Below are 12,478 nucleotides of genomic sequence, written 5' to 3'. Positions count from 1 at the left end.
ACCGGTCACCCATTGCGCTGGCGCCCCCAAAGTTGCGCCGACAGCAGTTGAAGGCGCTCGGCCAGCTTGGCGACATGGGCTGCTGTGGTTCGACTCTGGTTGCTGGCGAGCACGCTTTTCTGGGTGGTTTGACTGATATCGGCCAGGTTGCACTGGATGCTGTCACCCACCGCGCTCTGCTCCTCTACGGCGGCAGCGATCTGCACGCTCATGCCGCTTATTTCATCTACGCGCTGGGTGATCCCGTCCAGCGCCCGGGCAGCCAGCAGTGCCTGTTCGACACTGACACCGGCCTTGCTGTGACTGCGCTGCATCGCAAGCACGGCATCCCCCGTGGAACGCCGCAGGGTGTCGATGGTGCCCTGGATGTGAGCAGTGGATTGCTGAGTCCGCGAAGCCAACCCGCGCACCTCGTCGGCGACCACCGCAAAACCCCGGCCCGCCTCTCCAGCGCGGGCAGCCTCGATGGCGGCGTTGAGGGCAAGCAGGTTGGTCTGTTCGGCGATGCTTTGAATGACCTCGAGTACGCGGTCAATTTCATTGCCATGCTGTTCCAGTTGATGAATCACCATGCTGGTCTGTTGCACTTCGCTGGCGAGGCTATCAATGTGCTGGCGGGTCTGCTCAACCAGTTGGTGGCCGCGGTCGGATTCCTGGTTGGCCAGGTTCGCGGCGCTGGCGGTGAGCTGAGCGTTGCGCGCCACTTCCTGCACACTGCTGGCCATCTGGGTTACTGCGCTGGCAACCTGGGCAGTTTCCCCCTGCTGGCGGAGGGTCGCGCAATTGTTGTTGTCCACTGCAGACAGAAGCTCTTCGGCTTCCTTGCTCAACTGGCGGGACGAATCGGCAATGCGTCCGACTATTGCCCGGGTCTCGGCTTCGAGCATTTGCAGGGTGAAATCGATCTGGCCAAACTGGTCGCGGCGGCCGCTGTAGAGAATCTGGCTCAGCGGATTGTCGGCGATATTCCTGGCTTTTCGGGCAAGGGCGTCGAGGGGGCGCAGGCTGAAGCGCAACACGCCGCCAAGCAGCAAGCTCGATAGCGTCATGGAGAAAGCGGCATGGCTCCAGGACAACGCACCCAGCAAGCCCAAGGCAGCAAAGCACAGCAGGTTCACGCCAGTGCTGGCAAGTGCCAGGCGCATGCCGACGGACAGCCGTGACATACGCAGGCAGTTGGTCTTTTTACCACTACGCAACTGTGCATAGAGATGTTCAGCAGCCTCCACCAGCGCTTTGGCCGGTAGCGTGCGAACCGATTGGTATTCCACTGTTTCGCCATTGCGCTGCATCGGCGTGACATAGGCGCTGACCCAGTAGTGGTCACCGTTCTTGCAGCGATTTTTTACCAGCCCCATCCACGAGCGCCCATCCTTGAGTGTCTGCCACATATGCGCAAAAGCTTCTGGCGGCATGTCCGGGTGGCGCACGATGTTGTGATTGACGCCGAGCAATTCGGCTTCACTGAATCCGCTGATGTTGATGAAGTCGGGATTGACGTAAGTGATGGCGCCCTTTGGGTTGGTTGTTGAAAGAATGTTCGCGTTTGCGCTGAATTCGACGGCACGACCACTGACCGGAAGATTGGTTTTCATTGTTTTTCTCCTGAACTGACAGGTACGCGCCGCGTAACTGCGCTTCCTTCGAAACGGTCTTCTGTGCTGAGCAGGTGTTGTATCTGAGCGGCGGGTTGTGGCCGGCTGAACCAGTAGCCTTGGGCGTAGTGGCAGCCTTCACCGACCACGAATTCGAGTTGCGCCGAACTCTCGATGCCTTCGGCCACTACTTCCAGGCCGAGGCTACGGCCGAGAACGATGATCGCCTGGCTGATCGCGCTCTGTTTGTTCTCGTAAGGAACGCCGGTGATGAAGCTCTTGTCGAGCTTGAGGATGTGCAGCGGAAAGCGCGTGAGGTAGCCGAGCGAGGAGTAACCCGTGCCAAAATCGTCCAGCGCCAGCAGAACACCAAGGCTGGTCAGCTCATGCAGACAGGCCAGCGTGTCCATGTCGTCATGCATCAGTTGGCTTTCGGTGATCTCCAGGATCAGGCTGGCGGGAGGCAGGCCGCTTTCTTGCAGGATATCGATCAGCCGGAGGGTGAAGTCGGCTTGTTGCAATTGCGTGCTGGAAATGTTCACCGAGCAGCGCAGGCGCTCATGCCCGGCCAGTTGCCAGGCCCGGGCCTGCTGACAGGCCTGGCGCAGTACCCATTCGCCGACGCGGATGATCTCTCCCGATTCCTCCAGCGCAGGGATGAACTCCAGTGGCGAGATCAGACGTTCGCCATGGCGCCACCGCAACAGCGCTTCGACCCCGGTCACCAGAGGTGTCCCTTGGTCCAGGTGATAGATCGGTTGGTAGTACAGTTCGAATTCATTCTGTTGCAGTGCCTGGCCTAGCGCGGATTCCAGTTCCAGATGCTGCTGCGCGGTATCTTGCAATGTTTCGTCGTAGTGGGCGTACCGCGCCTTGCCGGCAGACTTGGCTCGGTAGAGGGCAAGGTCGGCAGCCTGCAGCACATCCAGGGCTTTGCCATTGTCGTGCAACGGAGCGATGCCGATGCTGGCGCTGACCACCAGGGTTCGACCGTCCATGTGCAGCGGTTGGTGCAGGTTGTCGAGGATGCGTTGGGATATCTGCTCGGCGTCGCGGTCGCAGGTGAGGTCGTGAAGCAAAACGATGAATTCGTCTCCGCCGAAGCGGAACAGTTGGTCAGTGGGGCGCAGCGACTCTTTCAAGCGCCTTGCCACTTCCACCAGCACGCGATCACCGACGTTGTGGCCGAGGCTATCGTTGATCAACTTGAAGCGGTCCAGATCGATGAACAGCAGCGCTTCGTAGTCACCGCCCTTGCGCTGCTTCCTGAAGGTCTTCTGCATTTGCTCGTCAAGCCGGATGCGGTTGGCCAGGCCGGTCAACGGGTCATGCTGGGCGGTATGCTGGAGGCGCTGCTCGGCATCCTTGCGTGCACTGATATCAGACTGCGAGCCAGCCATGCGTAGCTCGCCAGGGTTGGTCATTTCGGCGACCCCCCGCACGAGGACCCAGATGTAGTCGCCGTTGTGCTTGCGGATACGGTACTCGTGGTGAACGGATGATGTCTGCCCTTGAAGATGGGCATCGATGGCATGGCGAAAATCCGGCAGGTCGTCCGGGTGCACGCGACCGAACCAACTGGAACTGCTCTCGCCGATGCTGTCGCGGCTGAGACCGAGCATGCTGGCCCAACGCTCTGAAACGTAAAGCCGGTCCTGATCGACATGCCAGTCCCACAGCCCGTCGTTGGCACCGCGCAGCGCGCGGGCGAAGCGAGCCTCACTATCTTCCAGCGCCTTGTGCTGAGCCGCACTGTAGGTATCGATGGCCAGCGTCATGTCGAAGAACACCGCCTTCAACAGGCTTGAATAGAGCGTGGCATCCGGGCTGTCGCCGAACACGCTTTCAAGCATGTCGTCGAGGTAAAGCCGATAGCTGCCGAGATACCACTTCAGCTCCAGCCCGATCTGCTGATGGATTACACCGATGCGCAGGCGGCCGTTGACGTAGGTTTCATCGTAGGGGCCGCTCCACAAGCGCTGGTAATACTCAGCCTGGCTCTGCTTCAAACGGGCGGTGACTTCCGGCGTGCGAAGCAACGCGGACGGCGTGGAAAATTCCGCCAGGTGACGGTACAGATGGTCGACGAAAGCTTGCTGGGACGGGGCCATGTACTGAGCTGCTACGCCTAGTCGTCTGGCATCTTCGGCGCTCCAGTCGAGAAAGCGAAAGCGTTCGACAATCTCCGCATGGTCGAGACGGATACGCTTGAGTAATTCCTCGAGGTCTTTTGTCACCTTCATTCACATCCCCCGGTGTTGGAGAAGATTCCTTTTTGCTGAACAAAAAAAAGCGCCGTGGCAACAAGTTCTGCTCAAGAACTTGTTGCCACGGCGCTTCGTCTTTCAGGCCTATTATCCTGCTCGGCAAAGCCGGTTCCCGCAGGGCGGAACCTGGTGATGGCACATTCACATCACTGGGGATCTTCCGACAATTTATCCAGCAATGCAACCAGGCGTCGCCGCAGCAGCCCCAGTTCGCGGGATTTGAAGGCGTGTCGGGTCTGTTCGAGAACCTCGGTGGCATCCAGCAAGGCAGCCTGTATCTGCCCAGCCGAGCCCAACTGGGTTTCACCGAGCCAGCGGCAAAGCGGGGCGACGCTGCAATTGCCAGGCGTACTCAGCACCTCGCAATCGGGTGCTACAGGCGCCAACAACTGGCGCAATTGATCGGCCAGTTCAAGATTGTTGCAGATAATTCTGGTTGCCGGGTTGGACTCGCTCATCAAACTGCATTCCCATATGTTTGGTGTGCTGTTTACAACACCGCCTATGGCGTTTGATTGATTCAGGTCAATGCTGAAACCTTTCCACTTACCCTGTGAGCGTGATGTTGCTGTGTGCTGTCATGCACGGCAGGCCTGGTATTCCGGTGTTTGGCGGACTAGTCAACATGGGAACACCACGTTCGTGCGCGATGCCGCGTTGCGGATATGCTCCTGCATTGCACGCTGTGCTCCGGCCTGGTTGCCACGGGCAAGCTGGCGCAGGATCTTGCGGTGTTCCTGCCAGGTCTCCATGGCGCGTTCAGGGCGAATGAAAGGCAGCTTCTGGCTCTCCAGGAAAATGTCCTGGCTGGTGGTGATCACCTGCAGCATGGCGTGGTTGCCACTCGCTTCCAGCAGGCGGCGGTGAAAGGCGAAGTCCAGGCGCGCTGCGGCCTCGAAATTGCCGGCGCGCAGCTCCTGGCGCATCGACTCGACATTGGCTTCGAGCGCATCGATGTCCGCTGCCGTCAGGTACAGCGCCGCCAAGCCGGCGGCGAACCCTTCGAGTGCATAGCGCAGTTGGAAGGTATCGACGGCGGATACCTGTTCGGCATAGGGCCAGGAGAAGCCGGTGGCGGATGGCGGCGCCTGGACGAATACCCCCTTGCCCGGTTGTACGCTCACCAGCCCCAAGGCGCTCAAGGAGGACAGCGCCTCGCGCAGGGAGGCGCGGCTTACACCCAACTGCTCTGCCAGGTCACGTTGGGAGGGCAGGGCATCACCGGGCTGGTAGTCGCCTTCCTGGATCAGTTTGCGGATAGCCTGCAAGGCGATTTCCGGAACTGCGCGGGGGAGTGTGTCGAGCATCTGTTCAGACCAGCTGGCAAGGGGTCTGCGCTTTTTAAAGGCTTTACCGGTTGCCTGGCAAGTATCGCCCCATGCTGACGCAGCGGGGCAGGTGGCTGCACGAAAGGGGGGCGATGGCAGAGGGTAGGCGCTAGCTGTTCAGACCAGTAAGACCGCGCGATGCCAAGGGGCGAAAGCGTATTCCGGGGTTGCCGGGCAACACTGGCACGGCCTGTGCTTTTCGGGCTAGGCAACTTCTTCGCATGCACCCGAGGCATTTTCCATGAAAAACATCCGTTCCTTGCTTCTGGCCGCCCTGGTTTGTGGCGGCGTCATGAGCGTTTCCCACGCCCAGGCCGATGCGCTGGCCGACATCACTGCCCGGGGCGTGCTCAAGGTAGCCGTACCCCAGGACTTCCCTCCCTTCGGCTCGGTGGGGCCGGACCTCAAACCTCGCGGCCTGGACATCGACACCGCGCAGCTACTGGCTGACAGGCTCGGCGTCAAGCTGGCGCTGACCCCGGTCAACAGCACCAACCGCATTCCGTTCCTCACTACCGGCAAGGTCGACCTGGTGATTTCCAGCCTGGGCAAGAACCCGGAGCGGGAAGCGGTGATCGATTTTTCCCGCCCCTACGCACCGTTCTACCTGGCAGTGTTCGGGCCGGCCGAGACGTCGATCGACAATATCGGTGCCGTTGCCGGCAAGACCATCAGTGTCACGCGTGGCTCGATCGAGGACATGGAGTTATCCGCGGTCGCCCCTCAGGGTGCGGTCATCAAGCGCTTCGAGGACAACAACTCGACCATCGCCGCCTACCTGTCGGGCCAGGTCGAGCTGATCGCCAGCGGCAGCGTGGTAATGGCTGTCATTGCCGAGAAGAACCCGAACAAGGTGCCGGTCATGAAGGTCAAGCTCAAGGACTCGCCAGTGTACGTGGGGCTGGCCAAGCAGGAGCCGGCCTTGCTCGAGAAGGTCAACGCCACTCTGAATGCGGCCAAGGCCGACGGCAGCCTCGACCGCAATGCCGAAAAGTGGCTGAAGCAGCCATTGCCGGCCGACCTTTGAACGGCCCTGGAGTCGCCGACCCATGGCCTATCAATTTGACTTTTCCCCTGTGCTGGCCCAAGGCGGCCTGCTGCTCGAAGGGGCTGTGTTCACGCTAGAGCTGACGTTGATCGGCACCCTGTTCGGGGTGGCTATCGGTGTGCTTGGTGCGGTGGTGCGCGCCTGGCGACTACGGCCGTTCGATGCGCTGTTCGGCCTTTACGTGGAACTGATCCGCAACACGCCCTTCATCGTCCAGTTGTTCTTCATCTTCTTCGGCCTGCCCTCGCTTGGCGTTCGGTTGACGGAATGGCAGGCGGCGGTACTGGCCATGGTGATCAACCTTGGGGCCTATTCCACCGAAATCATTCGGGCGGGTATCCAGGCCATTCCCAGAGGGCAACTGGAGGCTGCGGCGGCATTGGCCATGAGTCGTTTCGAGGCTTTTCGCCATGTGGTGCTGCAACCTGCACTGGCCAAGGTCTGGCCGGCCCTGTCGAGCCAGATCGTGATCGTAATGCTCGGGTCGGCGGTGTGCTCGCAGATCGCCACAGAAGAACTGTCGTTCGCCGCCAACTTCATCCAGTCGCGCAACTTCCGGGCTTTCGAGACATACCTGCTGACCACGGCTCTGTACCTGGTCATGGCTATCCTGGTGCGCCAACTGCTGGCATGGATCGGCCGGCGCGCTTTGACGGGGAGACGCTGAATGGATTTCACCTTGTGGGACATCGTGCGCAACCTGCTCGCAGGTTTGCAATGGACCTTGCTGCTGTCGCTGGTGGCGTTCGTCTGCGGTGGTATTGCCGGGCTGTTGCTGCTGTTGGCGCGAATCTCCGATAGCCGGATGCTGCGTGGCGCGGCCAGGAGCTACATCGAGCTGTTCCAGGGGACGCCGCTGCTGATGCAGCTGTTCATGGTGTTTTTCGGCATCGCCCTGTTCGGCATCGATGTTTCGGCCTGGATGGCGGCGGCCATCGCCTTGACGTTGTTCACCAGTGCCTTTCTCGCCGAGATCTGGCGAGGCTGCGTCGAGTCCATACCACATGGCCAGTGGGAGGCCTCCGGCAGCCTGGCCATGAGCCGTCTGGAGCAGTTGCGCCACGTGATCCTGCCCCAGGCCCTGCGCATTGCCGTCGCGCCGACCGTCGGGTTCTCGGTGCAGGTGGTCAAGGGCACGGCGGTGACCTCGATCATCGGTTTCACCGAGCTGACCAAGACCGGCGGCATGTTGGCCAACGCCACTTTCGAACCGTTCCTGATCTACGGTCTGGTGGCCGTGGGTTACTTCGTCCTTTGCTACCCGCTCTCGCTGAGCGCCCGTTACCTGGAGAGGAGGCTGCATGCCCCTGCTTAGAGTGTCCGCATTGCACAAGTACTACGGCGACAATCATGTGCTCAAGGGTGTCGACCTGGCGATCGAGGAGGGCGAGGTGGTCGCCATCATCGGCCGTAGCGGTTCCGGCAAGAGTACCTTCCTGCGTACCCTCAACGGCCTGGAGTCGATCAGCGATGGGGTGATCGAGGTGGATGGCGAATACCTGGATGCCGGCCGCGCCGACTTGCGCTCGCTGCGGCAGAAGGTTGGCATGGTGTTCCAGCAGTTCAACCTCTTCCCTCACCTGACAGTGGGCCAGAACGTGATGCTTGCACCCCAGGTGGTGAAGAAGGCCGGCAAGGCCGAGGCCCGCCAGTTGGCCGAGCAGATGCTCGCCAGGGTTGGACTGGGTGACAAGTTCGACGCCTACCCGGACCGCCTTTCCGGCGGCCAGCAGCAGCGGGTGGCGATTGCCCGGGCGCTTGCCATGTCGCCAAAGGTGTTGCTGTGCGACGAGATCACCTCGGCGCTCGACCCCGAGTTGGTCAACGAAGTGCTCGGTGTGGTGCGCCAACTGGCCAGTGAAGGCATGACCCTGATCATGGTCACCCACGAAATGCGTTTTGCCCGGGAAGTCGGTGACAAGCTGGTCTTCATGCATCAAGGCAAGGTCCACGAGACTGGCCATCCACGCGAGGTTTTTGCGGCGCCCCGAACAGCTGAGCTGGCGAATTTCATCGGTAGCGTGGCAGGAGGTTAGGTAGCGTCTGCAGGTTTCGTCGCCCCAAGAAAAATGCTCCGTATCGAATGTTACGGAGCATTTCTCATCATTGCCTGGATCCCAAGGGCTGCGGTGTGCCTCTGCCATGGGCCAGGTATCCATCACGCTTGCATCCGCCGCGCTTCAGGTTTGACCCACGGCTACGGTCAAAGCCATGCCTTGATCTGCCTCGACACAGCGTCAGTGGAGATCCCGTATCGGTCATGCAAAGTCGGCAGTGCCCCTGCATCAAGAAACGCATCCGGTAGCGCGATCTGGCGGAAGGTTGGTGTGACCCCGTTGCGCAGCAGTACGCCGGCCACAGCTTCCCCCAGGCCCCCTATGATCGAGTGGTTTTCCGCAGTGACCACCAGGCGACCAGGCTTGCGTGCCTCGGCGAGGATGGTCTGCTCATCGAGCGGTTTGATGGTGGGTACATGCAGCACCGATACATCCACACCGTCCTTTTGCAACTGCTCGGCAGCCTCCAGCGCGCGCATGGTCATGAGGCCGCTGGCAATCAATAGCACATCCCGGCCACCGCGCAGCACCTGTGCCTTGCCCAGCTGGAACTGGTAATCGTAGCGATCGAGCACCAAGGGTACGTTGCCGCGCAGCAGCCTCATGTAGACCGGCCCCTGATGGGCGGCGATCGCTGGCACAGCCTGCTCGATCTCCAGCGCATCACAGGGGTCGACGATCATCAGGTTGGGCATCGCCCGGAAGATGGCCAGGTCATCCGTGGCCTGGTGGCTAGGACCATAACCGGTGGTCAGGCCAGGCAGCCCGCAGACGATCTTGACGTTGAGGTTCTCTTCTGCGATTGCCATGCAGATGAAGTCGTAGGCCCGACGGGAAGCGAACACCGCATAGGTGGTGGCAAAGGGGGTCATGCCTTCCCGTGCCATGCCGGCAGCGGCGCTCATTAGCAACTGTTCGGCCATGCCCATTTGATAGAAGCGCTCGGGGTGGGCTTTGGCGAAGATGTGCAGGTCGGTGTACTTGGACAGGTCGGCACTTAGGCCAACTATATCCTGACGTTGCTCGGCAAGGCTTGCCAGGGCATGGCCGAACGGGGCAGGGCGGGTCGGCTGGCCGTCGGCGGCAATCGAGGCGATCATGGCCGAGGTGGTCAGGCGTTTCTTGGGTGAGTTCACAGTGCTCATGCTTGGCTCCCGGCGTCCAGCGCTTTCAGGGCGAGGTCCCATTCGTTTTCATCGACGCGAATGAAGTGCGTCTTGTCGCGGTTTTCCAGGAAAGGCACGCCTTTGCCCATGCGGGTATCGCAGATGATCACGCGCGGTTGCGCCCCGGCGTGGGCACGGGCCTGGTCGAAGGCGCCGACCAGCGCATCCAGGTCATTGCCGTCCACGCGTTGAACGAACCAGCCAAAGGCTTGCCAGCGGTCGACGATTGGCTCGAAGGCCAGTACTTCGCTGGAATGGCCATCCGCCTGCTGGTTGTTCACATCGATGATGGCGATCAGGTTGTCCAGGCGCCAATGGCTGGCCGACATGGCCGCCTCCCAGGTCGAGCCCTCGTTGAGCTCGCCATCGGACAGCAGGTTGTACACCCAGCTGTCCGACCCCTTGCGTTTGAGCCCGAGGCAGGCGCCGACGGCGATGCCCAAGCCGTGGCCGAGCGAGCCACCGGTGATCTCCATGCCTGGGGTATAGGCAGCCATACCAGACATGGGCAAGCGGCTATCGTCGCTACCGTAGGTTTCAAGCTCATACTCTGGGATTACGCCGGCCTCGATCAGTGCGGCATAGAGGGCAATCGCGTAGTGCCCGATGGACAGGTAGAAACGGTCGCGCTGCTCCCATTCGGGGTTGCCGGGGTCGAGGCGCAGCGCATGGAAATACGCGACCGCCAGCAGGTCGGCGGCGCCCAGCGCCTGGCCGACATAGCCCTGGCCCTGGACTTGCCCCATGCGCAATGCGTGGCGGCGGATATTGCGAGCGCGCACAGCCAGCGGCAGCGCCTCGGTGTAGGTAGGCACAGCAGTCATTGAAGTGACTCCTTTTTATCGAATCAACGATTGACCAGATGGGCCGGTACTCGCGACACCAGGAAGGCGCCAAACATGAGTACCGCCGTGATGAGATACATGCCGATGGCATTGCTGCCCAAGGTGGTAGTGACCCAGCCGATCAGGTAGGGCGAGCAGAAGCCGGCGAGGTTGGCGAAACTGTTCACCGCCGCGATGCCTGCCGCCGCCGATACACCTCCCAACAGCGTGGTGGGCAGCATCCAGAACAGTGAAGAGGCGGATAGCACTCCAGCCGCAGCGAGGCACAGGCTGAGGATCGACAACGTCAGGTTGCTGCCCAGTGCTGCGGCGAGACTCAGGCCCAGTGCACCGATCAACATGGGGATCGCCAGGTGCCAGCGGCGTTCACGGTGACGGTCGCCGCTGCGCCCGGCCCACAGCATCGCGACGATGGCACACAGGTACGGCAGGCTGGTCAGCAGGCCGATGTGCAAAGGTTCGCTGACGCCGGCATTGCGTACCAGTGTGGGTAGCCAGAACGTGATTGCGTACTGGCCCATCACTACGCAGAAGTAGATGCCCGCCAGCAACCAGAGCCGACGGTCGCGGATGAAGTCGGCCACCGAGCCGTGGTTTACCTTGTGTTGTTCGTCTTCAGCCAGCTCCTTGCGCACCAGGGCTTTTTCTTCGTCGCTCAACCAGTGAGCCTGATCGACGCCATCCTTCAGGTAGCTCAGCACCAGAACGCCCACCAGTACCGTGGGGATGGCTTCGAGCAGGAACATCCACTGCCAGCCCGCCCAGCCGTGAACGCCGGCAAAGCGCTCCATGATCCAACCCGACAAGGGGCCGCCGATCATGCCCGACAGTGGAATCGCGATGAACCACAGCGCGGTCATCTTCGCTCGGCGGTAAGACGGGAACCAATAGGTCAGGTACAGCAGAAGCCCTGGTGCCAGGCCTGCTTCGGCGATCCCCAGCAAAAACCGCAGGGTATAGAATTGCCAGGCTGTCTCCACCAGGGCGAACATCGCCGAGATGATGCCCCAGGTGATCATGATGCGAGCGATCCAGCGTCGAGCGCCCACTTTGTGCAGAATGATGTTGCTGGGCACCTCGCAGAGAAAGTAGCCAATGAAGAACATGCCGGCGCCCAGCCCGTAGACCGCTTCGGAAAGGGCCAGGTCGTCCATCATCTGCAGCTTCGCAAAGCCGACATTGACCCTGTCCAGATAGGCGCACAGGTAGCAGAGCATGAGAAAAGGCATCAGTCGCCAGGCCGTTTTACGGTAGGCACTGCTGCGTGCGGCGGATACCGCATCGAGCGCTAATGTGGTCATTCGTTCTGATCTCTTGTTGTTATCGAACGCGTGGCCTGCGCCGGGCTCGGGTGCAGGTCACGATGCACCGGGTGCTCAGTGGATCAGCATCCCGCCGTTGACATCCAGGGTAATGCCCGTCAAGTAGCTGGACAGGTCACTGGCCAGGAACAAAGCTGCATTGGCGACATCGCGCGCCTCGCCCAGGCGGCCCAAGGGGATGCCTTCGATGATGGCGTGACGGCGCTCATCCTGCATGAGGCCACCGGTGATGTCAGTGTGAATCAGGCCTGGCGTGATCGAGTTGACGCGAATATTGTCCGGCCCCAGCTCGCGGGCCATCGCCTTGCCCAATCCAAGCACGCCAGCCTTCGCTGCGCTGTAGTGAGGGCCACCGAAAATGCCGCCACCACGCTGGGCAGAAACCGAAGACATACAGATGATGCTGCCGGCGCGTTGCGCCCGCATGGTTGGGATCACCGCCTGGGACATCAACAATGTGCCACGCAGGTTCACGTTGAGAATCCGGTCATAGTCAGCCCCGGTGATTTCCAGGGTTTTCACCGGCTGAGTGATGCCGGCATTGTTTACCAGCACGTCGATCCGACCGAATTGCGCGAGCACTTGAGCGATGGCATCACGCACTTGTGCTTCATCGGCAACGTTGGCAGCCACGCCGAGGTGGCCTTCGCCCAGTGAAGCGGCAGCCTCGGTCGCGGCGGAGGCGTCCAGGTCCAGGATCGCGACTTTGGCGCCCTGAGCGGCAAACGCCTGGGCTGTTGCGCGGCCGATGCCGCGGGCAGAGGCCGCGCCAGTGATCACGGCAAATTTTCCTGTTAACAGCATCGAAGGTGCTCCAGATGGTTGTTGTTGTGAGCGGCGGTTCCAGGCA

General features: G+C 61.2%; 12 protein-coding genes. 4 read left to right on the top strand and 8 right to left on the bottom strand.

Features of this window, described 5'->3' with window-relative positions:
• Positions 1-5: 5 nt before the first annotated feature.
• The 4 genes from ACK56M_RS19250 to ACK56M_RS19235 all read right to left on the bottom strand — a co-directional run bounded on the left by ACK56M_RS19250 (position 6) and on the right by ACK56M_RS19235 (position 5,169).
• Complete coding sequence (locus ACK56M_RS19250) at positions 6-1,595, bottom strand: methyl-accepting chemotaxis protein (RefSeq protein WP_411958934.1); 1,590 nt, start codon at positions 1,593-1,595, stop codon at positions 6-8.
• On the bottom strand, positions 1,592-3,838 hold the full coding sequence (locus tag ACK56M_RS19245) for a putative bifunctional diguanylate cyclase/phosphodiesterase (protein ID WP_043935746.1): 2,247 nt from the start codon (positions 3,836-3,838) through the stop codon (positions 1,592-1,594). The genes ACK56M_RS19250 and ACK56M_RS19245 overlap by 4 nt, the downstream gene beginning before the upstream one ends.
• 170 nt (positions 3,839-4,008) lie before the next feature.
• The gene (locus ACK56M_RS19240; protein WP_015271022.1) at positions 4,009-4,320 is read right to left on the bottom strand and encodes a hypothetical protein; all 312 of its coding nucleotides are present in this window, start codon (positions 4,318-4,320) and stop codon (positions 4,009-4,011) included.
• Between the two features lie 162 nt (positions 4,321-4,482).
• Positions 4,483-5,169: a FadR/GntR family transcriptional regulator gene (locus ACK56M_RS19235; protein ID WP_013973356.1), complete on the bottom strand. Its 687-nt coding sequence runs from the start codon at positions 5,167-5,169 to the stop codon at positions 4,483-4,485.
• Positions 5,170-5,431: 262 nt separating this feature from the next.
• Between ACK56M_RS19235 and ACK56M_RS19230 the strand changes: the two genes are divergently transcribed.
• From ACK56M_RS19230 to ACK56M_RS19215, 4 genes are read left to right on the top strand one after another with little or no spacing between them, the layout of a single operon-like run.
• The gene (locus tag ACK56M_RS19230; RefSeq protein WP_013973355.1) at positions 5,432-6,217 is read left to right on the top strand and encodes a transporter substrate-binding domain-containing protein; all 786 of its coding nucleotides are present in this window, start codon (positions 5,432-5,434) and stop codon (positions 6,215-6,217) included.
• 22 nt (positions 6,218-6,239) lie between these two features.
• Complete coding sequence (locus tag ACK56M_RS19225) at positions 6,240-6,905, top strand: amino acid ABC transporter permease (protein ID WP_003258372.1); 666 nt, start codon at positions 6,240-6,242, stop codon at positions 6,903-6,905.
• A complete protein-coding gene (locus tag ACK56M_RS19220) occupies positions 6,906-7,553 on the top strand; it encodes an amino acid ABC transporter permease (RefSeq protein ID WP_013973354.1) in 648 nt (215 codons plus the stop codon). It begins immediately after the preceding gene.
• A complete protein-coding gene (locus ACK56M_RS19215; protein WP_015271020.1) occupies positions 7,540-8,274 on the top strand; it encodes an amino acid ABC transporter ATP-binding protein in 735 nt (244 codons plus the stop codon). The genes ACK56M_RS19220 and ACK56M_RS19215 overlap by 14 nt, the downstream gene beginning before the upstream one ends.
• A 167-nt stretch (positions 8,275-8,441) precedes the next feature.
• Here ACK56M_RS19215 and ACK56M_RS19210 read toward each other — a convergent pair whose 3' ends face one another.
• The 4 genes from ACK56M_RS19210 to ACK56M_RS19195 form a co-directional block, all read right to left on the bottom strand.
• The gene (locus ACK56M_RS19210) at positions 8,442-9,440 is read right to left on the bottom strand and encodes a transketolase family protein (RefSeq protein ID WP_015271019.1); all 999 of its coding nucleotides are present in this window, start codon (positions 9,438-9,440) and stop codon (positions 8,442-8,444) included.
• Complete coding sequence (locus ACK56M_RS19205; RefSeq protein ID WP_015271018.1) at positions 9,437-10,285, bottom strand: transketolase; 849 nt, start codon at positions 10,283-10,285, stop codon at positions 9,437-9,439. Before ACK56M_RS19205 ends, ACK56M_RS19210 begins: the two co-directional genes overlap by 4 nt.
• A gap of 23 nt (positions 10,286-10,308) precedes the next feature.
• Positions 10,309-11,607, bottom strand: coding sequence for an MFS transporter (locus ACK56M_RS19200; RefSeq protein ID WP_191472306.1), 1,299 nt, complete (start codon positions 11,605-11,607; stop codon positions 10,309-10,311).
• A 75-nt stretch (positions 11,608-11,682) separates the two neighbouring features.
• A complete protein-coding gene (locus ACK56M_RS19195) occupies positions 11,683-12,432 on the bottom strand; it encodes an SDR family NAD(P)-dependent oxidoreductase (RefSeq protein WP_013973349.1) in 750 nt (249 codons plus the stop codon).
• Positions 12,433-12,478: the final 46 nt, after the last annotated feature.

The sequence above is a fragment of the Pseudomonas sp. s4 genome, assembly GCF_046764235.1.
Taxonomy (GTDB): domain Bacteria; phylum Pseudomonadota; class Gammaproteobacteria; order Pseudomonadales; family Pseudomonadaceae; genus Aquipseudomonas; species Aquipseudomonas asiatica.
The sequence above is the reverse complement of the archived record's forward strand: the minus strand, read 5'-3'. Positions and strand labels throughout refer to the sequence as shown.

Bases quoted from the DNA above. Each gene is read 5' to 3' on its own strand.
- ACK56M_RS19250 (WP_411958934.1), bottom strand. From the start codon at position 1,595: ATGAAAACCAATCTTCCGGTCAGTGGTCGTGCCGTCGAATTCAGCGCA.
- ACK56M_RS19245 (WP_043935746.1), bottom strand. From the start codon at position 3,838: ATGAAGGTGACAAAAGACCTCGAGGAATTACTCAAGCGTATCCGTCTC.
- ACK56M_RS19240 (WP_015271022.1), bottom strand. From the start codon at position 4,320: ATGAGCGAGTCCAACCCGGCAACCAGAATTATCTGCAACAATCTTGAA.
- ACK56M_RS19235 (WP_013973356.1), bottom strand. From the start codon at position 5,169: ATGCTCGACACACTCCCCCGCGCAGTTCCGGAAATCGCCTTGCAGGCT.
- ACK56M_RS19230 (WP_013973355.1), top strand. From the start codon at position 5,432: ATGAAAAACATCCGTTCCTTGCTTCTGGCCGCCCTGGTTTGTGGCGGC.
- ACK56M_RS19225 (WP_003258372.1), top strand. From the start codon at position 6,240: ATGGCCTATCAATTTGACTTTTCCCCTGTGCTGGCCCAAGGCGGCCTG.
- ACK56M_RS19220 (WP_013973354.1), top strand. From the start codon at position 6,906: ATGGATTTCACCTTGTGGGACATCGTGCGCAACCTGCTCGCAGGTTTG.
- ACK56M_RS19215 (WP_015271020.1), top strand. From the start codon at position 7,540: ATGCCCCTGCTTAGAGTGTCCGCATTGCACAAGTACTACGGCGACAAT.
- ACK56M_RS19210 (WP_015271019.1), bottom strand. From the start codon at position 9,440: ATGAGCACTGTGAACTCACCCAAGAAACGCCTGACCACCTCGGCCATG.
- ACK56M_RS19205 (WP_015271018.1), bottom strand. From the start codon at position 10,285: ATGACTGCTGTGCCTACCTACACCGAGGCGCTGCCGCTGGCTGTGCGC.
- ACK56M_RS19200 (WP_191472306.1), bottom strand. From the start codon at position 11,607: ATGACCACATTAGCGCTCGATGCGGTATCCGCCGCACGCAGCAGTGCC.
- ACK56M_RS19195 (WP_013973349.1), bottom strand. From the start codon at position 12,432: ATGCTGTTAACAGGAAAATTTGCCGTGATCACTGGCGCGGCCTCTGCC.